The organism is Tsukamurella ocularis (assembly GCF_965138335.1).
Taxonomy (GTDB): domain Bacteria; phylum Actinomycetota; class Actinomycetes; order Mycobacteriales; family Mycobacteriaceae; genus Tsukamurella; species Tsukamurella ocularis_A.
The window spans coordinates 1-24,011 of sequence record NZ_CBCSDV010000016.1; the positions used below are offsets into that span (position 1 = coordinate 1).

The 24,011-nt window shown below is 71.8% G+C and carries 21 protein-coding genes and 3 tRNA genes; 6 read left to right on the forward strand and 18 right to left on the reverse strand.

Translation table 11 applies throughout. The features are described from left to right. Both ACNAYW_RS14975 and ACNAYW_RS14980 read left to right on the forward strand, forming a co-directional pair. A partial coding sequence (locus ACNAYW_RS14975; RefSeq protein ID WP_415850478.1) for an N-acetylmuramoyl-L-alanine amidase occupies positions 1–1,300 on the forward strand: 1,300 nt, incomplete at its 5' end. Between the two features lie 18 nt (positions 1,301–1,318). After that, positions 1,319–1,717, forward strand: a complete 399-nt coding sequence (locus ACNAYW_RS14980; RefSeq protein WP_415850479.1) for a phage holin — start codon at positions 1,319–1,321, stop codon at positions 1,715–1,717. A 51-nt stretch (positions 1,718–1,768) separates the two neighbouring features. Here the strand turns inward: ACNAYW_RS14980 and ACNAYW_RS14985 are convergent. The 12 genes from ACNAYW_RS14985 to iolC form a co-directional block, all read right to left on the reverse strand. Further along, a tRNA-Glu gene (locus ACNAYW_RS14985) sits at positions 1,769–1,841 on the reverse strand. A 69-nt stretch (positions 1,842–1,910) separates the two neighbouring features. Further along, positions 1,911–1,983, reverse strand: a tRNA-Glu gene (locus ACNAYW_RS14990). A 38-nt stretch (positions 1,984–2,021) separates the two neighbouring features. After that, a tRNA-Gln gene (locus ACNAYW_RS14995) sits at positions 2,022–2,093 on the reverse strand. 92 nt (positions 2,094–2,185) lie between these two features. After that, complete coding sequence (gene gltX / locus ACNAYW_RS15000) at positions 2,186–3,712, reverse strand: glutamate--tRNA ligase (RefSeq protein WP_415850480.1); 1,527 nt, start codon at positions 3,710–3,712, stop codon at positions 2,186–2,188. A gap of 36 nt (positions 3,713–3,748) precedes the next feature. After that, entirely contained in the window at positions 3,749–4,624 is an 876-nt protein-coding gene (locus tag ACNAYW_RS15005; protein WP_415850481.1) for a sugar phosphate isomerase/epimerase family protein, read from the reverse strand. A 10-nt stretch (positions 4,625–4,634) separates the two neighbouring features. Beyond that, entirely contained in the window at positions 4,635–5,657 is a 1,023-nt protein-coding gene (locus tag ACNAYW_RS15010) for a Gfo/Idh/MocA family protein (RefSeq protein ID WP_415850482.1), read from the reverse strand. Between the two features lie 36 nt (positions 5,658–5,693). After that, a complete protein-coding gene (locus tag ACNAYW_RS15015) occupies positions 5,694–6,638 on the reverse strand; it encodes a sugar phosphate isomerase/epimerase family protein (protein WP_415850483.1) in 945 nt (314 codons plus the stop codon). Between the two features lie 44 nt (positions 6,639–6,682). Further along, positions 6,683–8,632, reverse strand: a complete 1,950-nt coding sequence (iolD, locus tag ACNAYW_RS15020; RefSeq protein ID WP_415850484.1) for a 3D-(3,5/4)-trihydroxycyclohexane-1,2-dione acylhydrolase (decyclizing) — start codon at positions 8,630–8,632, stop codon at positions 6,683–6,685. Continuing rightward, on the reverse strand, positions 8,629–9,573 hold the full coding sequence (iolB, locus tag ACNAYW_RS15025; protein WP_415850485.1) for a 5-deoxy-glucuronate isomerase: 945 nt from the start codon (positions 9,571–9,573) through the stop codon (positions 8,629–8,631). Before iolB ends, iolD begins: the two co-directional genes overlap by 4 nt. 59 nt (positions 9,574–9,632) lie before the next feature. Further along, positions 9,633–11,141, reverse strand: a complete 1,509-nt coding sequence (locus ACNAYW_RS15030) for a CoA-acylating methylmalonate-semialdehyde dehydrogenase (protein WP_415850486.1) — start codon at positions 11,139–11,141, stop codon at positions 9,633–9,635. A gap of 37 nt (positions 11,142–11,178) precedes the next feature. Continuing rightward, positions 11,179–12,093, reverse strand: coding sequence for a Cgl0159 family (beta/alpha)8-fold protein (locus ACNAYW_RS15035; protein WP_415850487.1), 915 nt, complete (start codon positions 12,091–12,093; stop codon positions 11,179–11,181). Beyond that, positions 12,086–13,063 (reverse strand): 5-dehydro-2-deoxygluconokinase, encoded by a 978-nt coding sequence (gene iolC, locus ACNAYW_RS15040; protein ID WP_415850488.1) that lies wholly within the window; start codon positions 13,061–13,063, stop codon positions 12,086–12,088. Before iolC ends, ACNAYW_RS15035 begins: the two co-directional genes overlap by 8 nt. 280 nt (positions 13,064–13,343) lie before the next feature. On the opposite strand from iolC, the gene ACNAYW_RS15045 reads away from it, so the two are divergent. Next, positions 13,344–14,084 (forward strand): GntR family transcriptional regulator, encoded by a 741-nt coding sequence (locus tag ACNAYW_RS15045; RefSeq protein WP_126196929.1) that lies wholly within the window; start codon positions 13,344–13,346, stop codon positions 14,082–14,084. Here ACNAYW_RS15045 and ACNAYW_RS15050 read toward each other — a convergent pair. Then, positions 14,081–15,109, reverse strand: a complete 1,029-nt coding sequence (locus ACNAYW_RS15050) for a LacI family DNA-binding transcriptional regulator (protein ID WP_415850489.1) — start codon at positions 15,107–15,109, stop codon at positions 14,081–14,083. The genes ACNAYW_RS15045 and ACNAYW_RS15050 overlap by 4 nt on opposite strands. A gap of 175 nt (positions 15,110–15,284) precedes the next feature. Between ACNAYW_RS15050 and ACNAYW_RS15055 the strand changes: the two genes are divergently transcribed. From ACNAYW_RS15055 to ACNAYW_RS15065, 3 genes are read left to right on the forward strand one after another with little or no spacing between them, the layout of a single operon-like run. Then, positions 15,285–16,424 carry a phytanoyl-CoA dioxygenase family protein gene (locus ACNAYW_RS15055; RefSeq protein ID WP_415850577.1) on the forward strand — a complete coding sequence of 380 codons (1,140 nt, stop codon included), beginning with the start codon at positions 15,285–15,287 and terminating at the stop codon, positions 16,422–16,424. Further along, positions 16,421–17,209, forward strand: coding sequence for an SDR family oxidoreductase (locus tag ACNAYW_RS15060; protein WP_415850490.1), 789 nt, complete (start codon positions 16,421–16,423; stop codon positions 17,207–17,209). The genes ACNAYW_RS15055 and ACNAYW_RS15060 overlap by 4 nt, the downstream gene beginning before the upstream one ends. A 38-nt stretch (positions 17,210–17,247) precedes the next feature. After that, positions 17,248–18,660: an MFS transporter gene (locus tag ACNAYW_RS15065; protein ID WP_415850491.1), complete on the forward strand. Its 1,413-nt coding sequence runs from the start codon at positions 17,248–17,250 to the stop codon at positions 18,658–18,660. A gap of 9 nt (positions 18,661–18,669) precedes the next feature. Here ACNAYW_RS15065 and iolG read toward each other — a convergent pair whose 3' ends face one another. From iolG to ACNAYW_RS15090, 5 genes are all read right to left on the reverse strand, one after another. Continuing rightward, the gene (gene iolG / locus ACNAYW_RS15070) at positions 18,670–19,671 is read right to left on the reverse strand and encodes an inositol 2-dehydrogenase (RefSeq protein WP_415850492.1); all 1,002 of its coding nucleotides are present in this window, start codon (positions 19,669–19,671) and stop codon (positions 18,670–18,672) included. Between the two features lie 117 nt (positions 19,672–19,788). After that, entirely contained in the window at positions 19,789–20,964 is a 1,176-nt protein-coding gene (locus tag ACNAYW_RS15075) for a Gfo/Idh/MocA family protein (protein WP_415850493.1), read from the reverse strand. Between the two features lie 25 nt (positions 20,965–20,989). Continuing rightward, positions 20,990–21,994 (reverse strand): Gfo/Idh/MocA family oxidoreductase, encoded by a 1,005-nt coding sequence (locus ACNAYW_RS15080; RefSeq protein ID WP_415850494.1) that lies wholly within the window; start codon positions 21,992–21,994, stop codon positions 20,990–20,992. Between the two features lie 41 nt (positions 21,995–22,035). Further along, positions 22,036–23,193, reverse strand: coding sequence for a Gfo/Idh/MocA family protein (locus ACNAYW_RS15085; RefSeq protein ID WP_415850495.1), 1,158 nt, complete (start codon positions 23,191–23,193; stop codon positions 22,036–22,038). A gap of 4 nt (positions 23,194–23,197) precedes the next feature. Further along, complete coding sequence (locus ACNAYW_RS15090; protein ID WP_415850496.1) at positions 23,198–24,010, reverse strand: ATP-binding cassette domain-containing protein; 813 nt, start codon at positions 24,008–24,010, stop codon at positions 23,198–23,200. Position 24,011: the final 1 nt, after the last annotated feature.

Sequence of the window (24,011 nt, forward strand, 5' to 3'; positions counted from 1 at the left end):
CCCGCCCGGCTGGTACGCCCAGCAGGTCCAGCGGTCCGCCTTCCCCGACCGCTACGACGAGCGCATGCCGCAGGCACAGGCGCTCTACGACCGCCTCGTCGCGGCCGCACCCGATCCCGCCCGAGACGACGCGAACGGAGTCGCCGTGTCCCCCGCACCCGCCTACAGCGAACTGGACCGGATGGGCGACTCGCGCTCGTCGCGCAACGGCGCCGTGATCCGGAACTTCCTCCTGCACACCGAGGAGGGGAACAGCACCGCGGAGCGGCTCGCCGCATACTGCAACGACGCCGCGCACAGCGCCAGCTACCACTACACGGTGCGGGACGGCGTCGTCTGCGACGTCGTCGACACCGACTTCGCCTCGTGGAGCGTCCTCGCCGCGAATCCGTACACCATCAACCTGTGCTTCGCGGGCAGTCACGCCGGCTGGACCCGCGCGGACTGGCTCGAACGCCGCGGGGACATCACGATCGCGGCGTGGCTCGCGGTCGCGGACGCCCGCAAGTACGGCTTCGCCACGACCGTCATCGCGCCGCCGTACCGCGTCACCGACGGCATCAGCGACCACCGGTACGTGACCCGCGCCCTGGGCATCGGGTCGCACACCGACGTCGGCGACGGCTTCCCCTGGGACCTCTTCGCCGCCGACGTCGCCGCGTTCACCGGCGCCGGCGCGCCCGTGGGCGACGCGCAGGCCGACGGTGCCGCCGCTCCGGCCGCCGCGGGTCCGGCGCCCGAGCCCCCACCGATCGCCGCCGCGGCGCGGGCCGAGGCGGCGATCGCCGCGGCCGCCGCCCGGGACGCCGACTGGCTCGGCGCGCGGCAGGACCTCGTCGCGGTCGCCTGCCCGGACGGGCGCGGCTGGTTCGCCGCCTTCCAGGGCGGCGCCGTCTACTGGACCGCCCTCACGGGCGCGCACGCCGTCCCGGCCCGTCTGCTCGAGTCCTATACGACGTACCAGCGGGAGAACGGGCCGCTCGGATACCCGGTCGTCGACCACACCGAGCTGCCCGAAGGTCAGGTCGAAGCCTTCGAGCGGGGCGTGCTGTACCGGCGCCGGGACGCGGTGCAGGGCTTCTTCGTGACGGGCGTCATCGGCGCCCGGTGGGCCCGCGACGGCTACGAGAAGGGTCCCCTGGGATGGCCGATCTCGTCCGAGATGAAACTCGCCGACGGCGGGGTGCGGCAGGACTTCGAGCACGGGCGGCTGTTCTGGTCGCCCGATGGAACCACGGTGGTCGGCGCGGCCGCCGCCGCCGACCCGGGCGGCGCAGTCGGCGCCGCTCCGGCGGCCTGAACGGAAGAGGTGGAGATCATGGAGGAGAACAGGAGTCGGATCCTCCCGCGGAGGATCCCCGATTCGGTCCGGCGCGCGCTGTACGCGACCGCGGGTCCGCTCGTCACGCTGCTGGCCGCGGGCGGCCTCATCCCGGGGAACCGGGCCGCGGCCTGGACCTCGCTGGTGATCGCGGGCGTCACGCTGCTCATCGCGGTCGTCAACTGCGAGTCCCGCTGGCGCAACGCCGTCTACCTCACCACCGCCGCGCTCCAGGCGGTACTGCAGGGGTACGGCATCGGCACCGATGCGATGTGGGCGGCGATCAGCGGCATCGTGGTCTCGCTGCTGGGGATCGGCCTCGCCGCGGCGTTCACCCCGTCGGGCCTGACCGAGGAGAACCGCACCGCACCACCGCGCGCGGTGCCGGTGGGATAGCCGGGGAGGAAACGACGAAGGCCCGGATCGCAGGATCCGGGCCTTCCGTTGTACCCCCGATGGGATTCGAACCCACGCTACCGCCGTGAGAGGGCGGCGTCCTAGGCCGCTAGACGACGGGGGCTAGAACTGCTGCCGATGCGCACGAGACGCCTCGACGATGCCGATGAAGGTAGCACACCTGCACCGAACGTACCCCCGATGGGATTCGAACCCACGCTACCGCCGTGAGAGGGCGGCGTCCTAGGCCGCTAGACGACGGGGGCTAGGACTGCGCCCTCCGCACGCGGAGGGCGCTGTCACGCTGGCCTACCAGGACTCGAACCTAGAATGGCTGAACCAGAATCAGCTGTGTTGCCAATTACACCATAGGCCAATGACTCGTCTCGAGGTCGTTTCCGACCTCGTTTTGAGCCGCGATCCAGCTTACCCAGCCGCACTGGGAACGCCAAATCGCCAGGTCATCCCCTACTGCGGGGCGCCGCCGTCGGCCGGCACCAGCGCGCGGGCGGCCGCGAGGCGGCCCAGGGTCCGCTCGCGGCCGAGCAGCTCCAGCGACTCGAACAGCGGCGGGCTGATGGGCGAGCCCGTGACGCCCACGCGGATCGGGGCGTAGGCCTTGCGCGGCTTGAGCTCCAGCTCGTCGATGAGCCGGCCCTTCAGCGCCCCCTCGACGGCCTCGGTGGTCCAGTCCGTGAGCCCCTCGAGCGCGGCGATGCTCTCGTCGAGCACCTGGCCGGCGTCGGCCTTGATGTTCTTGGCGGCGGCCGCGGGATCGACGGCGAAGTCGGCCTCGTCCACGTACAGGAACTTCAGCAGGTCCCAGGCGTCCGAGAGCACCACGATGCGGGTCTGCACCAGCTCGGCCGCGGTCGCGAACTCGTCACCCAGGCGCGCACCGTCGACGAAGCCCCGCTCGACGAGGAAGGCGCGCAGGCGCCCCTCGAAGTCCGCGGGCGCGAGCAGGCGGATGTGCTCGGCGTTGATCGCATCGGCCTTCTTCTGGTCGAAGCGCGCCGGGTTGGAGTTGACCCGGTGCACGTCGAAAGCGGCGATCATCTCGTCGAGGCTGAAGACGTCGTTGTCCGGCGAGATGCCCCAGCCCAGCAGGGCGAGGTAGTTGAGCAGCCCCTCGGGGATGAAGCCGCGGTCGCGGTGGTGGAAGAGGTTCGACTCGGGGTCGCGCTTGGAGAGCTTCTTGTTCCCCTCCCCCATGACGAACGGGAGGTGCCCGAACTCGGGGGTGCGCTCGGCGACGCCGATCTGCTCCAGCGCCTCGTACAGCGCCAGCTGCCGCGGCGTGGAGCTGAGCAGGTCCTCGCCGCGCAGCACGTGCGTGATCTTCATCATCGCGTCGTCGACGGGGTTGACCAGGGTGTACAGCGGGTCGCCGTTCGCGCGGGTGAGGGCGAAGTCCGGGACGGTGCCCGCAGCGAAGGTGGTCTCGCCGCGCACCATGTCGTTCCAGGTGAAGTCGTGGTCGGGCATGCGCAGCCGCACGACGGGGCTCCGGCCCTCGGCGACGAAGGCCGCCTTCTGCTCGTCGGTGAGGTCACGGTCGAAGTTGTCATAACCGAGCTTCGGGTTGCGGCCGGCGGCGACGTGCCGCGCCTCCACCTCCTCCGGCGTCGAGAAGGCCTCGTAGGCGTGGCCGCCGTCGACGAGGCGCCGCACGACGTCCAGGTGCAGGTCCTTGCGCTCCGACTGGCGGTACGGACCGTAGGGCCCGCCGACCTCGGGCCCCTCGTCCCAGTCGAGTCCGAGCCAGCGCAGCGACTCGAGGATCGCGGCGTAGCTCTCCTCGCTGTCGCGGGCGGCGTCCGTGTCCTCGATGCGGAAGACGAAGGTGCCGCCGGTGTGTCGCGCGTGGGCGAAGTTGAACAGTGCGGTGCGCACCATGCCGACGTGCGGGGTACCGGTGGGCGACGGGCAGAAGCGCACGCGCACGGCCCCGGGCGCGGCGGCGTTCGACGGTGCGGCGGAAGACTCAGTCACGACGTCCAGGGTAGTCGCCGTGCGCGGCGCACCCGCTCACGAGTGCGCCGCGACCAGCGCGCGGATCTTCTCCAGCTGGAGCGCGGAGACCTCATCGGCGCGTTCGTCCTCGGCGAAGACGTTGGAGCAGATGATGGCTTCCTCGCGCGCGAGGAAGCCGGAGGCGCCGAGCTGTGCGAACAGCTGGTCCCAGTCCACGTCACCGTCGCCGATGGTGAGGTGCTGGTGCACGCGCACGGCGTTGCCCGGCGGGTTGGTGATGTACCGCAGGCCGTGCGACCGGTGGTGGTCGAAGGTGTCGGCCGCGTACACGGCGCCGAGCCGCTCCCCCAGCTCCGGGATCAGCGACGCGGCGCGGTCCCCGTAGTGGAAGGTGTGGCTGCCCACGTACACGAAGCCGACGGCGGGGGTGTCCAGCCCGCGGATGATCCGCCAGGCGGCCAGGCCGTCCTCGACGAAATCGTCGGGGTGCGGGTCGATGTTGAGCGTGACGCCCTCCCGTTCGAGGAGCGGGACGAGCTCCTCCATGCTCCGGTAGAAGCCGGCCTCGGACTCCTCTGCGCGCTCGGGCCGTCCGCTGAACTCGGTGTTGATCACCGGGACCTCGAGCTCGGCGGCGATCGCGATGATGCGCCGGAAGTTCCGCACGGCGCTCTCGCGCTGCGGCTCGTCGGGCCACGAGATGCGCTGCACGGGCAGCAGGGAGGTGATCCCGACGCCTGCGTCGGCGGCGCGCTTACGCACCCGCGCGAGCTGCGCCCGGTCCACCCGCGGGTGCGCGAAGAACGGGATGAAATCGGCGTGCGGGGTCAGCTGGATCCACTCGTATCCGGCCTTGGCGGCCACGTCGAAGAAGTCCTCGAAGTCGTGCGTCGAGTGGTACGGCGTGGGATCGAGAGCGATGCGAACCACGGTGCCCCCCCTAGCCGCGCTCGGCGTAGAACGCCGGCATCTCCGGGAGCTCGACGGGCACGGGGCCCGTCGTCTCCAGTGCCTTCACCCCGGCCGCGCAGCACACGGCCACCTTGTAGCCGTCGAACGCCGAGGGGCCGGCGATGGTGCCCGCCTTGGCGGCGTCGACCCAGGCCTGCACCTGTCGGTCGTAGGCCTCGCGGAACCGCGTGGTGAAGTCCGCGTGGTCGGCGACCGAGAACCGGCCCCGCTGCCACATCTGCAGCCCCGCGGGCTCGCCGATGCGGGCGACGCCCTGCTCGAAGACCGCCTCGGTCTCGACCTGGTAGCCGAAGTCGATGGAGACGTTCATCTCGACGTCGACGAGCACGCCGTTGTCGAGCTCCATCAGCACGAGGATCGGCTCGCGCAGGTGCTCGGGGCTCCGCGAGTTGCGGCGCGGGTACTTCACCTCGACCGAGGTGACGACACCACCGGCCAGCCACGGCACCACGTCGAACTCGTGCACCACGGAGTCGTTGATGAGCATGGTCTGCACGTAGCTCTCGGGCACCGACGCGTTGCGGTGGCGGGCGTGCAGCATGACGAGCTCGCCGGCGGGCTTCGCGGCCACCACCTTTCGCAGCTCCTCGTACTCGCGGTCGAAACGCCGCATGAAGCCGACCTGGATCAGCTGCCGGCCACCGGCCATCTCGGCCTCGACCACGCGCCAGGAGGATTCGGGGTCCTGGGTGAGCGGCTTCTCGCACAGCACGGGCAGCCCCGCGGCGAGGACCTTCAGCAACGCCTCCTCGTGGAACTGTCCGGGGGTGGCGACCAGGACGGCGTCGACGACACCCGACGCGAGCGCCGCGTCGAGGTCGGCGAAACCCGCCGCGCCGGGGGCGAGTTCGAGCGCGGCGGCCCGGCGGGCCCCATCGGGCTCGACGACGGCGGAGACGGTCGCCCCCGCGATGGTGGTGGCGATGCGCTGGACGTGATCGGCGCCCATCATCCCGGCGCCCACAACGGCGACGCGAAGGTCAGTGCTCATCTCAGGGCTTCTCTCTGTGTGGATCCTGCGTGGATGTCAGTGCGTGCGGGTGAGCGGGTGGCAGCCGAAGATGTGCTGCCGGGTGCGGGTCGCGATGCCCGCGGGGAGGTCGATGTCGCAGCCGGGCATGTCCTGCTCGACGATGGCGAACAGGTCCGGGTTGATCCGTAGCGCCGCCTCGATGACGGGGGCGAAGTCCGGGATGCCGTTCGGCGGCTCGACCATGATCGCGGACGCCGCGTCGGCGAACGGGGTGTCGTTCTTGAGCACCTCCCAGATCAGCGCCGGGTCGATCTGCTTGAGGTGCAGGTAGCCGATGCGCTCCGGATGACGCTGCATGAGCGCGACGTTGTCACCGCCGTAATAGGCGAAATGGCCGGTGTCCAGGCACAGGTTGAGGTACCGCGGGTCGGTCTCGGCGAGCAGGCGCTCGACCTCGCCGGTGGTGCCGACGTGGCTGTCGGCGTGGGAGTGGAACTGCTGCTTGATCCCGTACTCCTCGGCCAGGGCCTTGCCGAGGCGGTCGTGGCCGGCCGCGAGGGCCTTCCACTGCTCGTCGTCCAGCGTGCGCGCCTCGAGGGCCTCGCCGGTCAGGTCCGAGCGCCACAGGTCGGGGATCACGACGATGTGCTCGGCGCCCAGGGCGCCCACGAGGGTCGCGACGTCGCTCACCTGCTGCCAGGCGCGGTCCCACTGGTCGGCGCCCTTGTGGAAGCCGGTGAAGATGGTGCCACCGGACAGCTCGAGGTCGCGCTTGTCGAGCTCGTCGCGCAGGCGCTCGGGATCCGTCGGCAGGTACCCGTACGGTCCGAGTTCGATGTAGTGGTATCCGGCCTCGGCCACCTCGTCGAGGAAGCGCTCCCACGGTGTCTGCCGCGGGTGGTCGGGGAACCAGACGCCCCACGAATCGGGGGCGGTGCCGATGCGCAGGCCCTCGGTATGGGCGGCGGAGGAGGCGGTGGTGCCCAGGGTGTCGGTCATGGCGGTGGTCCTTACGTCGGATCTGGAAGTGGGTGGAGCGCAGCTCAGCCGAGGAGGGGCCGCTGCGCCTTCTGCTGGTCGAGGTACTCGGCGCGGGCGGTGGCGGTGCTGTCGATCGAGGAGACCTCGGCGACCGGGACGTCCCACCAGCCGTTGCCCTCGGGGGCGTACACGAAGGGGTCGTTGTGGATCTGGATCACGGTCGGCCCCGACGCCGCCTTGGCGGCGCGGACGGCCTCGGTGAGCTCCGCGACGGAACCGGGCCCTGGCGCGATGTCGATCACCCGGGCGCCGTAGCTGCGGGCGTTCGCCGCCAGATCGACGGGCAGGAAGCCGCCGCGCTCGAGATCCGGCGCGGGGACGCCGGTGGACTCGTCCGCCGTGCGGTACCGGGTGCCGAAGCGCTGCGAGCCGACGGTCTCCGAGAGGTGGCCGATCGAGGCGTAGCCCTGGTTCTCGACGATGACGACGATGAGCTTGATGCCCTCGGCGACGGCGGTCACCAACTCGCTGTTGAGCATGAGGTACGAGCCGTCGCCGACCATGACGACGACGTCCCGGTCGTCGCCGAGGGCGAGGAGACCACGCTTGGCCCCGAGGCCGCCGGCGATCTCGTATCCCATGCAGGAGAACGCGTATTCGACGTGGTACCCGAGCGGATCCCGCACGCGCCACAGCTTCTGCAGGTCACCCGGGAGGGAGCCGGCGGCCTGGATGATCACGTCGGCCGGATCCATCGCGGCGTGCACCGCGCCGATGACCTCCGGCTGGCCCGGCAGATCGGCGCCGGTGGGCGCGAGGGCGACGTCGACGACGGCATCCCAGTCGGCCTTGGCCGCAGCGGCCGCGGCGACGGACTCCGGGGGGACGCGGTAGTCGGCGAGCTCCGCGCGCAGCGCGGCGAGGCCCTCGCGGGCATCGGCGATGAGCGGCAACTGGGAGCCGTGCTTGTAGGCGTCGAAGGAGGCGACGTTGAGGTTCACGAAGCGCACCCCGGCGTCCTGGAAGGCCGTCCGGCTCGCGGTGGTGAAATCGCTGTACCGGGTGCCGATGCCGATGATCACGTCGGCCTGCGCCGCGATCGCGTTCGCGGCGGCGGTGCCGGTGGCGCCCACGCCGCCGAGGTTCAGCGGATGGTCCCAGGCCAGCACGCCGCCGCCCGCCTGCGTGGTCCCGACGGGGATCGACGTGGCCTCCGCGAACCGCCGCAGCTCGTCCTCGGCGCCCGCGTAGAGCACGCCGCCGCCCGCGACGATGAGGGGACGCCGCGCGTCGCGGATCGCGGCGGCGGCGCGGGCCAGGGGGCCGCGCTCGGGCAGGGGCCGGCGCAGGTGCCATTCCCGGTCGGCGAGGAACTCCTCGGGCACGTCCACGGCCTCGGCCTGGACGTCCTCGGGCAGCGCGATGGTCACGGCGCCGGTCTCCGCGGGGTCGGTCAGCACGCGCATCGCAGCGAGCGCGATGGAGAACAGCTGCTCGGGCCGCTGCACGCGGTCGAAGAACTTCGACAGGGGACGGAAGGCGTCGGAGACCTGCAGGCCGATGTCGTGCGGATGCTCGAGCTGCTGCAGCACCGGGTCCGCGACGCGGGTGGCGAACGTGTCGGAGACCAGGAGCAGCGCGGGCAGCCGGTTCGCGGTCGCGAGCGCCGCACCGGTGAGCATGTTCGCGGCGCCCGGGCCCACGGAGGCGGTGCACGCGTACGTGCCGCGCCGGCGGTGCATCCGGGCGTAGCCGACGGCCTGGTGCACCATCGCCTGCTCGTTGCGGGCCTGGTGGTAGGGCATGAGGCCGGGGTCGGTCGCGGCGGACTGCAGCAGCGCCTGCCCCACGCCGGCGACGTTCCCGTGGCCGAAGATGCCGAAGGTCGCGGGCACGGTGCGCTCCCGCACGGTACTCACCGTTCCGTCGGCGAGCACCGTCTCGTCCACGGTCCACTGGTGCGCCAGGAACTCGATGAGGGCCTGGCCCACGGTCATCCGCCGGGTGCTCATCGCTCGTCTCCTTCGGTCGGTGCGGCCGCGTAGGGCAGCCGCGGGTCGGGGGCCTGTGCGGGCCAGGTGTCCCGCAGCCATGCCTGGCGCGGGTCGTCGCTGATCAGCCAGACCCGTTCGGGGTCGGGCCCGGCCATGACGTTGAGGTAGTAGAGGTCGTACTCGGGTGCGGCCATCGCGGGGCCGTGGTAGCCGTAGGGCACGAGGGCGATGTCGCCGGTGCGGACGAGCGCGTTGGTGTCGATCTCCCCCGCCGCCGACGAATACGTGACGAAACTGCCGAAGGCGTCGGCGGTCTCGGGCACGGTCCCGGCGGGCAGGCCGCGGGCGGGGGCCGCCTCGAAGTAGTAGATCTCCTCGAGCCGGGACTCGTGGCCGGCGACGTGTTCGTCGTGCTTGTGGGCGGGGTGGCTGCTCCAGTTCCCGCCGGGCGTGATCACCTCGCACACGATGAGTGCGGCCGCGTCGAGCGCGCCGGGCGTGCCGAAGTTGTGCACCTGCCGGGTGTCCCGGCCGGCGCCGCGCACCTCGACGGGCACCTCCCCCGCGGCCACGTGCCGCGTGGGGCGGCGCTGCGAGGTCGGGGCCTCCGCGATCGCCACGCGCGCGGGACCGCGGAGGGTGAACCCGCCACCGGCGCCGACGTACAGGACGTCGGTCGGTCCGTCGAAGACGGAGGCCCGCCCGGGGAGGTCGACGACGGTGCCCCCGTCGAAGCCCGCCGCCGCGGCCGCGTCGAGCTCGACGACGACGCCGCCCGACAGCGGCACGACGATGCGCTCGATGTCACCGCCCGGCAGCGTCATCGGTTCCGCGCCGAGGTCCGCGACGCGGATCCCGGTGTGCGCCCATCCGGGGAGGGAACCATCGACCACGGATTCCCATCCGTCGCGCGCCAGGGCGCCGCGGGGATGGAACCACTCGTTGGGCGTCGTCGCCATCGCCGTCCTCTCTCGTTCACGTCCTCGCGGACGATGTTGCTGCCGGAATGAAGTTCGCGTCAGTCGTTCTGGGGGAATCCCAGGTCGACGCCGCCGTGGCTGGGATCGAGCCACCGGCTGGTGATCGCCTTGAGCTGGGTGAAGAACTTCACGCCCTCGGCGCCGTGCGCTTTGGTGTCGCCGAACATCGAGTCCTTCCAACCGCCGAAGCTGAAGGTGGCCACGGGGACCGGGATCGGCACGTTGATACCCACCATCCCGACGCGGATGTCCTTCTGGAACCGGCGCGCCGCGCCACCGTCGTTGGTGAAGATCGCGGTGCCGTTGCCGAACGCGCCGGCGTTGATGAGGTCCACCCCCTCCTCGTACGAGGCGACGCGGACGATCGCGAGCACGGGCCCGAAGATCTCCTCGGTGTACACGCGCGAGGTGGTGGGCACCCGGTCGATCAGGGTGGGGCCCAACCAGAAGCCGCTCGCGTCGCCGTCGGGGTTCACCTCCCGGCCGTCGACGACGACGTCCGCGCCGTCCTCGAGCGCGACGTCGATGTACGAGGCGACCTTGTCCCGGTGCGCTTCGGTGACCAGGGGCCCCATGTCGCAACCGCGGCGGCCGTCACCGATCCGAAGACCGGCCATGCGGGAGGTGATCTCCGCGATCAGGGCGTCCGCGACGGGCTCGACGGCGACGACGACCGAGATGGCCATGCAGCGCTCACCGGCCGAACCGAAGCCGGCGTTGATGGCGGCGTCCGCGGTGAGCGCGAGGTCGGCGTCGGGCAGCACCAGCATGTGATTCTTGGCGCCGCCGAGCGCCTGGACGCGCTTGCCGCGCGCGGTGGCGGTCTCGTAGACGTACCGGGCGATCGGCGTCGAGCCGACGAACGAGACGGCGGCGACGTCCGGGTGGGTCAGTAGGCCGTCGACGGCCTCCTTGTCACCGTTGAGCACGGTGAAGACGCCCTCGGGCAGGCCGGCCTCGCGCCACAGCTCCGCGATCCAGATCGCGGCCGACGGGTCCTTCTCGCTGGGCTTGAGCACGACGGCGTTGCCGGCGGCGATCGCGATCGGGAAGAACCACGCCGGCACCATGGCCGGGAAGTTGAACGGGCTGATCACCGCGACCACGCCGAGGGGCTGGCGGGTGGAGTAGACGTCGATCCCGGTGGAGACCTGCTCGCTGTACTCGCCCTTGAGGTGATCGGCCATCCCGCAGGCGAATTCGACGACCTCCTGGCCGCGGCTGATCTCGCCGAGCGCGTCGGAGAGCACCTTGCCGTGCTCGCTGGTGATGATCTCGGCGAGCTCGCCCTTGCGGGCGTTGAGCAGCTCGCGGAACGCGAACAGCACCGACTGGCGCCTCGCGAGGGAGAGGTCCCCCCAGCTCACCGAGGCCTGCTTGGCGGACGCCACGGCGGCGTCGATCTCGGCGCGGTCGGCAAGGGCGACGCGCTTGGTCACGACACCGAGCGCGGGGTCGTAGACGTCGGCCGTACGGCCGCTGGTGGACGGGTACTCGGCGCCGTCGATCCAGTGCGGGACGACGGTGAGGGTCTCGGTGGTGGTCATGGAGCGGGCTCCTTCGCGGAGTGGTGCGGGTGGTGGGTCAGGCGCCGTGCACGAGGCCGGCGGCGGTGTCGACGGCGGCGGTCACGTCGCCGTCGCGGGGGTAGAGCAGGGTGCGGCCGACGACGAGGCCGTGCACGCCGGGCAGAGCGAGGGCCTTGGCCCACGAGGCGTAGACGGCCGCGGGGTCGCCACCGGGATCGCCGCCCAGGAGCAGCGTGGGCAGCGTGGTCGCCGCCATCACGCGCTCCATGTCGTCGACCACCGGGAGCTTGAGCCAGCTGTACGCGGAGGTGTTGCCGAGCCCGGAGGCGATCGCGACCGAGTTGATGACGGCATCGGTGGAGAGGTCGTTGCCGATCCTCCCGTCGGTGCGCCGACTCATGAAGGGCTCCAGCATGATCGGTAGCTTCGCTGCCGCCGCGGCGTCGACCGCGCGGGCCGTGGCCTCGAGCGTGGCGACGGTGCCGGGGTCCTCGAGGTCGACGCGCACGAGCAGCTTGCCGAAGTCGAGGCCCGCGCGCCGCATCGCGGGCACGTCGTAGGCGGTGTACCGGTCGTCCATCTCGAACGCCGCCCCGCGCAGGCCGCCGCGGTTCATGGAGCCGACCACGATCTTGTCGTCCAGTAGACCCAGTAGGGCGAGGTCCTCGATGACATCGGGGGTGCCGAGCACACCGTCGACCCCGGGCCGGGAGAGCGCGAGCGCCATCCGCTGCAGCAGCTCGTACCGATCGGCCATCGCCATCGCGTCGGAGCCGACGCCCAGGGCGCCGCGGGCGGGGTGGTCCGCGGCCACGATGAGCAGCCTGCGGTCACCGCGCACGAGGGGGCGACGGAGCCGCGCACCCAGTACGTCGGCGATGGCGTCGGGGTTCTCGTGCCGAGCGGCGCGCAGGCGGTCGAAATCGGCTGCGCCGAGCGGACCGGGCGTGGTGACGGTGGGATCAGACATGGTCGGCGCCTCGTTCCTCGATGACGGTCTCCACCTCGGCGGTGGTGGGCATGGCGGTCGAGCATTCGCGCCGCGAGGCGACGATGGCGCCCGCGACGTTGGCGAACCGGAGCACGCGCTCGAGCGGCCAGCCGGCGAGCAGGCCGTGGCAGACGGCGCCGCCGAAGCCGTCGCCTGCGCCGAGGCCGTTGATCACCTCGACGAAGTGCGGGGCGACCTCGACGCGCTCGTCGCGGGTCTTCGCCAGGACGCCCTTCGGCCCCTGCTTGACCACCGCGAGTTCGACGCCGCGCTCGAGCAGGGCGTCGGCGGCGCGATCGGGCTCGGTCTCGCCGACGGCGACCTCGCACTCCTCGCGGTTGCCGATGGCGACGGTGACGTGCTCGAGGGCCTTGCCGACCTCCTGGCTCGCGACCTCGGCGGACTCCCAGAACATCGGCCGGTAGTCGAGGTCGAGCACGGTCAGCGGCGCGCGTCCGCGCGCGTTCCACGCGGTGTGGTGCGCGGAGCGGCTGGGCTCGCGCGACAGGCCGGTCACGGTGGCCCAGAAGATCTTCGCCGACCGGATCGCGTCGAGGTCGAGCGCGTCGTCGTCGAGCATGAGGTCGGGCGCGATCGGGTCGCGGTAGAAGTAGAGCGGGAAGTCGTCGGGCGGGAAGATCTCGCAGAAGGTGACGGGGGTGTTCAGGCCCCGGACCTCGCCGACGTAGCGGTCGTCGACGCCGAGGCGCAGCAGCTCCTGGTGGACGAAGCGTCCGAACGGATCCGCACCGGTCGCCGTGATGACCGCGGACCGTCGGCCGTGGCGGGCGGCGGCGACGGCCACGTTGGTCGCGCTGCCCCCGAGGTACTTGCCGAAGGTCTCGACCAGGTCGAGCCCGACACCGTCCTGCAGCGGGTAGATGTCGACCCCCACCCGCCCGATGGTGATCAGGTCGAACGGCGCACCGTGCGTACCGGCGTCAGTCATGTGGGAGGCCCTCCTTAGCCCTGGTCCCGAACGAGACGTGGATCACTCCCGCTCATTTGTCCTGTCAATCTAACAGAAGATACCGACAATCTTCAATAGGCTCCTAGCTGCGAGAACTCCGCTCTTGTTGCCGACTCGCCCGCTCCGCAGTTGGCCCGGTCGGACGAACATGACCGACATATGTGCGGACATAAGGCGTGTCGTCGGTCAAGGCGCGATTGTACGAACAAACGATGATCAACGTCAGCATTTCCAGCATCGGTGCACTAGACTGCATCGCATGTCGCCTGCCCCGGTCTCGGTCGAACTGGACCGTACGAGTCCCGTACCGCTGTACTACCAGCTGGCACAGGCCCTCGAACGGTCCATCCTGAACGGCGAACTCGTGCCCGGGGACCGGATCGAGAACGAGATCGACCTCGCGAAGCGGCTGACCCTGTCCCGCCCCACGGCGCGGCAGGCCATCCAGGCCCTCGTGGACAAGGGGCTGCTCGTGCGCAAGCGCGGCGTCGGCACGCAGGTGGTGCGCAACGAGGTGCACCGCGCGGTCGAGCTCACGAGCCTCTACGAGGACCTCATCGCCGCGGGCCAGACCCCGTCGACGGAGCTGCTCGACTATCGACTGGGCCGGCCCGACGAGGAGATCGCGGACGAACTGGGCATCGAGCACGACGCGCAGGTGGTCTCGATCCGCCGCCTGCGCAGCGCGGACGACGTGCCCCTGGCGATCCTCACCAACTACATCCCCGCCGAGCTCGCTCCGGCCCCGGACGAACTGCAGAGCAAGGGCCTGTACCAGTGCCTGCGCGGCCGCGGCATCACGATCGCCCAGGCGCAGCAGCGGATCGGCGCGCGGATCTCCGACGACGACGAATCCCGGCTGCTCGACGAGCCCGCGGGCGGCGCCGTGCTCACCATGCAGCGCGTGGCCTTCAACGAGTCCGGCACCGCCATCGAACTGGGCCGGCACGTGTACCGCGCCTCCCGCTACTTCTTCGACGTCTCGGTGTTCAGCCGCTAGCCGTCCACCGCCGCGAGATTGGGCGGCACGACGATCTGGATCGCGGTGGGCCGCGGCCGGTGCGGACCGTCGATCGCGCCGTGGAAGGCCATGATCGCGTGTGCGGCGCCGCGCATGTCCGCCCGCAGATCGTGATGCAGCACCGCCGAGATCCGGCCCGCCAGCAACAGCTCGCGATTCGATTCGGCCAGGTCGTGACCGATGAAGCCGCTGTAGGACCGCCCGGCGTCGTCGAAGGCGCCGATGATCCCGCGGTTCCCGCCTCCGGGCGAGTAGACCGCGGCGATGGCGGGCTCGCGAGCGAGCACCGCCGCCACCTCACGACGGCTCACCGCGTCGAGGCCGCCCGTGTCATCGATACCGACGATCCGCCGCACCGGATCGGTCCGGAGGATCTCAGTGCGGAAACCCGTCTCCCGCTCCTCCTCGCCCCGGAACAGCCGGCCACTGGTGACGACGAGCAGCGCCCCGGTGGACTCCCCCACCCACTGTGTGACGAGGTGCGCCGCCGTTGCGCCGGCTGCACGGTTGTCCATGCCCACGTACGCGATCCGCGTGCTCTGCGGGACGTCGGTGACCACCGTGACGACGGGGATCCGGCGCGCGGTGAGGCGCGCGATCGCCGCCGCGACCGCGGGCGTGTCCGGAGCCTTGAGGACGACGCCGTGGCTGCCGCGGCGCGCGATGCCGTCGAGCTCCCCGATCAGTTCCTCGTGCCCCCAGGACTCGCGCACGTGATAGCGGGCGCGGAAGATCGCGGGGCGCAGGGTGGGGAGCTCGGCCTCCAGCGCGGCGCGGGTGAGATCCGAGAAACGACGCGGCGTCTCCATGACGAGATCGAGCATGAACCGCCGCCCCGACAGCCGCAGCTGCGAGCGCTGCCGGTCGAGGTCCGCGATCGCCTGCCGGACCTGCGCCGCCGTCCCCTCGCGCACCCCGGCACGGCCGTGCAGTACGCGATCGACAGTGGCCTCGCTGACGCCCGCCTGCCGCGCGATCTCGCGGACCGGGTGGGTGTGCGCCACTGCAGACCTCCTCGCGCTGAGGGATTCTTGAGGGATTTCCGGACTATCCGGAACCCCGACAGCTTGCCACGATGAAACCGGGGCCGGGCACCGATTCCCCACTCCCGCTTCACATCGACGTCAGGACGACCGATATGTCAACAACCTCACCACCGCGGTCCGGCGCGCCGGCCGCATCAGCGAGGCCGACTGCCGCCTGGAGGAGTTCACGGCGCAACTCGAGACCGAGACCGACCTCGCCCTCTACCCCTACGCGGACCGGGCGGTGCGCGGGGTCCTCTGCTACGGCGCTGCGGCCATCGAGGCCGCGGGCGATCCGGACGCGCGCGACGAGCTGTCCGACGAACTGGCACGGGCGCTGCTCACGGGCCCCGGCATCGTCGTCTTCGACGGCGCCTTCGACGAACGGCACGGCCTGCACACGTCGACCGAGTTGTTCACCACGATGATCGCCGAGCAGCGTGCGATGGGTTCCGGCGGCGGCGATCACTTCGCCGCGCCGGGCGCCAACGACCGGATCTGGAACGCCCTGCAGAAGCACGCACTGCGCGCCCCGGCGTCCTTCGCCCGCTACTACGCCAACGACGTCCTCGCACTCGTCGCGACCGCGTGGCTGGGCCCGATGTATCAGGTCACCTCGGCGATCAACGTGGTCAACCCCGGCGGGACGGCGCAGTCCCCGCACCGCGACTACCACCTCGGCTTCATGGAGCCCGAGACCGCGAAGCTCTTCCGGCGGCACACGCACCTGCTGTCCCCCGCGCTCACGCTGCAGGGCGCCGTCGCGCAGGTCGATATGCCCGTCTCGTCGGGCCCCACGCTGTACCTGCCGTACTCGCAACGCTACGAGCCCGGCTACCTGGCCTTCAACCTCCCGGAGTTCCGGGAGTACTTCGAGGCGAACCACGTGCAGCTCCCGCTCCGCGCCGGCGACGCGGTGTTCTTCAACCCCGCGCTGTTCCACGCCGCGGGCTCGAACCGGTCGGCGGGCATCCGCCGGATGGCGAACCTGTTGCAGATCAGCTCGGCGTTCGGCCGTGCCATGGACGCCGTGGACCGGTCCGCGATCCTCCGGGCGGTGTACCCGCAACTGCAGACACTCGCCGCGGCCGGAGATTCCCGCGCCGTGGAGAACCTGGTCGCGGCCTCCGCCGAGGGATACGCGTTCCCGTCGAACCTGGACCGGGACCAGCCGCTCGGTGGCATGCACGGCGAGACGCAGGCGGAGCTGACCCGCCGGGCGCTCGACGCCGGCCTCTCGCCGGACGCCTTCGCGGCCGAGCTGGCCGCTCTCGACGAGCGGCACCGCCCGTGACCGCGCGGCCCGCCGATCTGGCGGACAAGGTGGTGCTCGTGTCGGGCGGCACCCGGGGTGTGGGTGCCGCGGTCGTCCGTGAGGCCGCCGCCGCGGGGGCCCGCGTCGCCTTCACCGGGAGGGACGCTGCCGCCGGAGACGCACTGCGCGCCGAACTCGCGGCGGACGGGGTGGAGGCGCTGTTCGTGCGCGCCGACGCCGCCGATCCGGCGCAGGCCACAGGGTCGGTGGACGCGGTCGTCGAGGGGTACGGCCGGATCGACTGCCTGTGCAACGCGGCCGGACTCACCTCGCGCGGCACGCTCACGGAGACCACGCCCGAGCTCTTCGACGAGCACATCGCGATCAATCTCCGGGCGCCCTTCTTCACCATGGCCGCCGCGGTCCGCGACATGCGGGCGCGGCACGCCCCCGGCACCGTCGTGAACATCATCTCGATGTCGGCGCACGGCGGGCAGCCCTACCTTGCCCCGTACGTCGCGGCCAAAGCCGGGCTGATCGGACTCACCAGGAACGCGGCCCACGCGCACCGCTTCGACCGGATCCGGATCAACGGTCTCAACATCGGCTGGACCGAGACGGAGGGCGAGGCCCTGGTGCAGAAGCGGTTCCACGACGCCCCCGATGACTGGGCCGAGCGCGCGGGCCGCGAGCTGCCCGCGGGCCGCCTCGCCTCCGCCGCGGACGCGGCCGCCGCGGTGGCCTTCCTGCTCTCGGATCGCAGCGGCGTGGTCACCGGCTCGGTGATCGACTGGGACCAGCAGGTCTGCGGCGCATACGACTGAAACTTGCACCTCAACAGTATTTGACCGAACATATGGACATGATGCGCTTCGATGTGCGCCTCCGTCGGCGCGAGGCCTCGAGCTTCAGCCGCCCGCTCGCGCTCCTCGTGGCGGGCGCGCTGTTCCTCGAGAACCTCGACGGGACTGTGCTGCAGACCGCCGCGCCGGCGGTCGCCCGCGACTTCGGGCTGACCCCCGCGGGGATCAGCCCCGCGATCGTCGGTTACCTCCTCGCGGTGGCCGTCGCGATCCCCGCCGCGGGGTGGATCGCGGAGCGGTACGGCACGCGGCGCGTCTTCTTCCTGTCGGTCGCCGGCTTCACCGCGGCTTCGGTGGCCTGCGCGCTGGCACCGGACCTGCTGTGGCTGTGCCTTTTCCGCATCGGGCAGGGAGCGGCCGGTGCCCTGATGATCCCCGTCGGCCGGATCGCGGTGCTGCGGTCGGTGCGCGCCACCGATCTGCTCGCGGCGATGGCCTACCTGACGTGGCCGTCCCTCGTCGCGCCGGTGATCGCGCCCTTGCTCGGAGGCGTCATCACCGACGCCCTGGGGTGGCGGTGGATCTTCGTGCTCAACGTGCCGATCGGCGTGGCGCTGGCGATCGGCGGCGCGTTCCTGATCCCGCAGAACGACGCGCCGATCCGGTCCCCGCTCGACCGCTGGGGCTACCTCGCTACCGCGGGCGCGGTCGTGTGTCTGACCGGCGGCGTCGAACTGCTGCACGGCGGGCGGGCGGCGACGGTCGCCGCGCTGCTCGTGGCCGCCGTCGTCCTCGCCGGGACCGCGGCCCGCGGCATGACCCGGCGCGCGCACCCGCTGTTCGACCCCGCGGTGATGCGCATCGCGACCTTCCGCGCCGGCAATGTGAGCGGATCGGTCTATCGGCTCGTGATCACCGGGGCGCCGTTCCTCTTCGTGCTCCTCTTCCAGGCCGGGTTCGGTTGGACCGCCGCCGCGGCGGGCGCGATGGTGACGGCGGTCTTCGTCGGCAACCTCGGGATCAAGCCGCTCACGACGCCGATCATCCGGATGCTGGGATTCCGGCGCACCCTGGTGTGGTCGATCGTCGCGGGCGCGGCCGCGCTGCTCACCTTCGCCGGGATCGGCGCCGCCACACCGACGCCGGTCATCGCCGCGCTCCTGGTGTTCTCCGGGGCCGTCCGGTCCATCGGCTTCAGCGCCTACAACACCGTCATGTTCGCCGACGTTCCCCACGACCTGCTTCCCACGGCGAACAGCCTGTCCGCCACGCTGCAGCAGGTGGGGACGGCCCTGGGCATCGCCGCGGCGGCCGCAGCCGTGCGCCTCGGTACGAGCCTGGCCGGGCCGGACGCCGTCGAACTCGGCTACCGGATCGCGTTCCTGCCCTTCGCCGCCGTGCTCCTCCTGCCCCTCGTCGGAGCACTTAGGCTCCCGGCGACGGCCGGCGAACACGCCACTGCCCGGCGGTGACGGACCCGGTCACGCCCGGAGGTCCACCACCGCTCCGGTACGCAGCGATTCCGCGGCGGCGTCCGCGAGCAGCAGGGCCGCCCGGCCGTCGTCGAACCCGGGCGATGCCGCGCCGCCGGTCTCGGTCATCGTGACGAAGGCGTCGAGCTCGGCGCGATAAGCCGGGGTGTAGCGGTCCAGGAAGAAATTCAGCACCGGTCCCGCAGCACCGGTGTACTCAGCTCCGGAGAAGCTCACGGAGGTCGCGTGCTGGTTGGCCGCGCTGAGCGCGCCCCGCGCGCCGAAGGCCTCCAGGCGCTGGTCGTAGCCGTACGCACAGCGCCGGGAGTTGGTGATCGTGGCCAACTGACCGCCCGCTCCGCGGAGGACGACCATGGCGCCGTCGACGTCGCCGGCCGCGCCGATCTCCGCGGACACCAGGTTCGATCCGAGCGCCGACACGGCCACCACGTCGCCGAGGAAGAACCTGGCCAGGTCGAGATCGTGAATCATCATGTCCCGGAACAGTCCGCCCGAGGAGGCGATGTAGTCCGCCGGCGGCGGCGCGGGGTCACGACTGACGATGGTGAGTTGCTCCAGCGGGCCGATCTCACCCGCGCCGACCCGGCGGCGGACCTCGGCGAACGAGGAGTCGAACCGCCGGTTGAAGCCGAGCATCACCCGGCGCGTGAGATCGCCGAGATCGGCGCGGCAGGCGTCGACCCGGGCGATGTCGAGGTCGATGGGCTTCTCGCACAGTACGGTCCGGCCCGACCGGACCGCGCGAGTGAGCAACTCGACGTGCGTCGGGGTCGGCGAGGCGACGACGACGGCGTCCACGTCGTCCGCCGCGAGGACCTCCTCGACATCGGTGGTCCAGGAAGCGCCGTAGCGCTCGCCGACCTCCTTCGCCGCCGCCGCGATCGGGTCGAAGACCCGGGTCAGCTCGGCACGGTGGCTCACTGCGACGGAATCGGCGTGCACCCGCCCGATCCGTCCGCAGCCCAGCACCGCGATGCGGGTCCTGCTCATCGCACCTCCTCCATGCTCTGCGCTGCGCGCAGCGTCTCGACGGCCGGCGCGACGGATTCGGCGGCCTCTCCGTGCGTGCGCTCGCGGAGGCTGTCGGTGAGCAGTCCGATCTGCACGTCAGCCTCCGATCCCGGACGCGGCCGGCGCCGAGAGCCCGAACAGGCCGCGACGCCGCACGAAGGAGTCGTCCGGCACCCCGATGTCGGCGAGGCCCGCCACGCCCGAGGCGAAGAGGGCACCGTCCAGCGGGAGGGGCACCGTCGCGCCCAGGGCGCCGGACGCGTACGCGGCGACCGTGATCTCGAGGATGTGGCGGGCCGCGGCGGGGTCGACGACGGGCGCGCCGCCACCGGCGATCGCGTCGGCGAAGTCGAGCACGGTGTCCCGCATCGACGCGGCGATGAGCGGCTCCAGTTCGGCGCCCGGCGGGAGGTCGACGGTGCGGGTCCCGGACTCCGTGGTGACGGTGAGGGATTCGAACGGGGCCCACGGCATCGTCCCGTCCGCCCGGTAGTGCGCGACGGCCCGGCCGCGGTCCCCCTCGACCGCGATGCCGCCCTGGCCCCTGCCCCAGGCGATGTTCACCAGCGCGACGCGGCGACCGGCTTCGAGGCGGCACAGTGCGAGTCCGTCGACGGCATCGCCGTCGGTCGCGCTGTCGACGAATGCGGAGACGCGTTCCGCGCGGGCGCCGAGGAGGGCCTCGGCGAGGTACACCCCGTGCAGCATGTCGACCAGCACGCCCCCTCCCGCCTGCGCGGGATCGTGCCGCCATGTGGGCCTGTAGCCCGCCGCGCCCGGCAGGTCCTTCACGCCCAGCATGTCGACGCGGGCGGTGCGGATCTCGCCCAGCTCGCCGGAGTCGATGATCGCCCTGAGTGCAATCACCTCCGGGAAGAACAGGTAATTGGCGACCACCGCGAGCACCGTTCCCGTCTCCTCGGCGGCGGCGCGCATGGCCTCGGCGTCCGCGGGAACGGCGGCGATCGGCTTCTCGCACAGCACATGTTTGCCGGCGCGGGCGGCGGCGACCGCGACGTCGCGGTGCAGGTGCTGCGGGGTGCACAGGTCGAGCGCGTCGACGTCGTCGCGGGCTAGCAGTTCGGCGACGTCCGCGTGCACCTGTTCGGGAGCGAGTCCCGCGGCGGCGCGGCCCAGTTCGAGCCGCTCCGGGGTCGGATCGGCGATACCGACGATGCGGAACCGGTCGTCGGCGGCGAGGTACGCGGGGATGTGGAAGCCCAGGGCGATGTTGCCGCAGCCCACGAGGGCCACGCGGATCGGCTCGGTCATGTTCCTCCGAATCGGGTCGGTCGGCCTACAGGCCGGGGAGTTCGACGGGCTCGCCGCGCCGCGAGGCGAGCGAGCGGGTGGCCGCCTCGGCGATGGCCTGCGCGCGCAGGCCGTCGACGAGGCCGGGGCCGAAGGGCGCACCGGTCTCCAGGGCGTCGACGAAGTGCTCGAGTTCGGCGGCGTAGGTGGGCAGCACGCGTTCCAGCCACCCGGGGTGCATGCCCGCCGTCCGCCCGGCACCGTCGACGTATCGGACGACCGACGACGTGCGGTGACGACCGGACTCGGCCATGCCGTGCGCGCCGAGCACCTCGATCCGCTCGTCGTAGCCGTATCCGGTGCGGCGAGCGCAGTCGATCTGGACGAGCGCGCCGGTCGTCAGCCGCAGGGTGATCGCCGCGGTGTCGACGTCGTCGTAGGCGGCGATCCGCGGGTCCGCCAGCGCGGATCCGGCGGCGTACACCTCGGTCGGTTCGGCGCCCGCGATCCAGCGGGCCAGGTCGAAGAAGTGGACGGCCTGGTCACGCATCTGGCCGCCGGACACCACGATGTACTCCAACGGGGGCACCGCCGGACCGCGGGAGGTGAGCTGCAGCAGCGCGACCTCGCCGATCTCGCCGGCGTCGACGAGCCCCTTGAGTTCCGCGTGGTCCCGGTCGAATCGGCGGTTGAAGCCGATCATCGCGCGACATCGGCGCTCGTGGGCGTAGCGGGCGGCGGCCACGGCGCGGTCGAGCGAGAGGTCGATCGGCTTCTCGCACAGGACCGCCGTGCCGGCGTCGGCGGCGCGCCGCAGGTGCGCGGCGTGGGTGTCGGTCGACGACGCGACGAGCACGGCGTCCACCCGGCGGCGGTCGAAGACCTCGACGGGATCAGTCGTGGCGCGTGCGCCGTACCGCCGCGCGACGGCGGCCGCGCGCTCGCCGTCCGCGTCGCACACGGCGACGAGGTCCACCTCGGGGTGGGCGGCGAGGTTCGCGGCATGCCGGCTGCCCATGAATCCCGCACCGATCAGCGCGATGCGTTGCACGGGTACTCCTTTCTGGTCGGGGTAGTCCTCGGGTCGGGTCGTCAGGCGTCGACGGTGACGGTGCTCCCCGCCGCGTCGGACGCGACGGCGGCCTCGACGACGCTCAGGGTGCGCACACCGTCGCCGGCGTCCGGGAGGTCCGCCAGATACGGGGCCGGGTCCTCGCCGATCGCCTCCGCGAGGAGGGCGTGCGCGAAGTCGCGGTAGAGGTTCGCGAAGGCGAGGGCGTACCCGTCCGGGTGTCCGGCCGTGAACCGCGCCGCGGCGAGCGCGGCGGGGCTCGCCCCGGGGCCGGCTTTGGTGAGCAGACGATCGGGCTCGCCGTCCGCGCGCCACCACAGGGTCTCCGAGGTGTCGTGGTCCCAGGCCAGGCTGCCGCGGTCACCGTAGACGGTGACCGCGAGACCATGGGTCGCACCGGCGGCCTGCGAGGTGCTCCAGCAGCGGCCGCGGGCGCCGCCGTCGAAGCGGAGGGTGAGGTGGGCGTTGTCGAAGGCGACGTGCTCGGGGTCGACCCGTGCGAGTTCTGCGCCGACCGCCGTGATGCGCCGACCGGTGACGAATTCCGCGAGGTGCAGCGCGTGGGTGCCGAGGTCGGCGATCAGCGCGGTGACCCCGCCTTCCGTCCCGTCCACGCGCCACGCGCCGGGCGGGGTGCTCGCCGCGTACATGCCGCTCGCGAACCTGCTCTCGACCAGGGTGATCCGCCCGAGGTCGCCCCGGGCCACCATCTCCCGCGCCTGCCGCACCATGGGATAGCCGCTGTAGCAGTGGGTGAGCATGAGCCGCCGACCCGACTCCGCGACCGCGGCCGCGACCCGGCGGGCGTCGGCGGCGGTATCGGTGAGGGGCTTCTCGGAGATCACGTGGAACCCGGCCGCGAGGAGATCGCAGGCGATCTCGGCGTGGCTCGACGGCCGGGTCGCGACGATCACCGCGTCGACACGGTCCGCCCGCGCGGCCTCCCCCGCGATGAGCGCGCGGTGGTCGGCGTAGGTGCGCTCCGCCGGCACGAGCCACGACCGCGCCGTAGCCGCGTTGGTCTCCGGGTTGCGGGAGAAGCTGCCCGCGACCAGGTCCCACAGCCCGTCCGCGCGGAGGGCGATGGCGTGCGTCTCGCCGATGTAGCTGCCGATCCCGCCGCCGACCATCGCGACGCGCAGCCGCCGGCCGAAGCGTTCGAGGAATGTCGCCGTCACGCACTCACCTGCGCAGTTCGTGGCTGAGGGTCTCGAGCTCGTCGCCGCCCGCCATCTGCGAGGTCAGCTCATCGAGGCTGATCTCGTCGTAGGTGCAGTCGAGCTTCTGCCGGCCGCGATTGAGCAGCACGAAATGATCGCCCACCATGTACGCGTGGTGCGGGTTGTGCGTGATGAAGACGACGCCGAAGCCCTGGTCCCGGGCCGCCGTGATGTACCGCAGCACCATGCCGGACTGCTTGACGCCGAGCGCAGCCGTCGGCTCGTCGAGGATCAGTACCCGCGCGCCGAAGTAGATCGCCCGGGCTATCGCCACGCACTGTCGCTGGCCGCCGGACAGCGAACTGATGGGGGCGTCCACATCGGGCAGGTCGATGCCCATCTTGAGCAGCTCCTCCTTCGTCGTGGCGCGCATGGTCTGCACGTCGAGGCTCTTGAGGAAGCCCGAGCGCAGTTCCTGCCCGAGGAAGAAGTTGCGCCACACCGGCATCAGGCCCACCACCGCGAGGTCCTGGTAGACCGTGGCGATGCCCTTGCCGAGGGCGTCCTTCGGCGAGTCCAGGGTGGTGGCCGCCCCGTCGACGAGGACCTCGCCCTCACTGGGCTTGTGCAGTCCCGCCATCGTCTTGATGAGCGTCGACTTGCCCGCCCCGTTGTCGCCGAGCACGCAGGTGACCTCGCCGGGGAACACCCGGAGGTTGATCCCCTTGAGCGCGATGATGTTGCCGTACTGCTTGCCGACGTCCTTGAACTCGATCAGCGCGACCTTGTCATCGCCGGTCTCGGGACTCTCGGTCCGAATGTCGTCCGTGGTCATC

What these genes read in the sequence shown, in the direction of transcription:
- ACNAYW_RS15075 (WP_415850493.1), bottom strand. Translation starts at nt 20,964, where the DNA reads ATGACCGAGCCGATCCGCGTGGCCCTCGTGGGCTGCGGCAACATCGCC.
- ACNAYW_RS15045 (WP_126196929.1), top strand. Translation starts at nt 13,344, where the DNA reads ATGTCGCCTGCCCCGGTCTCGGTCGAACTGGACCGTACGAGTCCCGTA.
- iolC (WP_415850488.1), bottom strand. Translation starts at nt 13,063, where the DNA reads ATGACTGACGCCGGTACGCACGGTGCGCCGTTCGACCTGATCACCATC.
- ACNAYW_RS15010 (WP_415850482.1), bottom strand. Translation starts at nt 5,657, where the DNA reads ATGAGCACTGACCTTCGCGTCGCCGTTGTGGGCGCCGGGATGATGGGC.
- ACNAYW_RS14980 (WP_415850479.1), top strand. Translation starts at nt 1,319, where the DNA reads ATGGAGGAGAACAGGAGTCGGATCCTCCCGCGGAGGATCCCCGATTCG.
- ACNAYW_RS15090 (WP_415850496.1), bottom strand. Translation starts at nt 24,010, where the DNA reads ATGACCACGGACGACATTCGGACCGAGAGTCCCGAGACCGGCGATGAC.
- ACNAYW_RS15015 (WP_415850483.1), bottom strand. Translation starts at nt 6,638, where the DNA reads ATGACCGACACCCTGGGCACCACCGCCTCCTCCGCCGCCCATACCGAG.
- iolD (WP_415850484.1), bottom strand. Translation starts at nt 8,632, where the DNA reads ATGAGCACCCGGCGGATGACCGTGGGCCAGGCCCTCATCGAGTTCCTG.
- iolG (WP_415850492.1), bottom strand. Translation starts at nt 19,671, where the DNA reads ATGAGCAGGACCCGCATCGCGGTGCTGGGCTGCGGACGGATCGGGCGG.
- ACNAYW_RS15065 (WP_415850491.1), top strand. Translation starts at nt 17,248, where the DNA reads ATGATGCGCTTCGATGTGCGCCTCCGTCGGCGCGAGGCCTCGAGCTTC.
- iolB (WP_415850485.1), bottom strand. Translation starts at nt 9,573, where the DNA reads ATGGCGACGACGCCCAACGAGTGGTTCCATCCCCGCGGCGCCCTGGCG.
- ACNAYW_RS15030 (WP_415850486.1), bottom strand. Translation starts at nt 11,141, where the DNA reads ATGACCACCACCGAGACCCTCACCGTCGTCCCGCACTGGATCGACGGC.
- ACNAYW_RS15035 (WP_415850487.1), bottom strand. Translation starts at nt 12,093, where the DNA reads ATGTCTGATCCCACCGTCACCACGCCCGGTCCGCTCGGCGCAGCCGAT.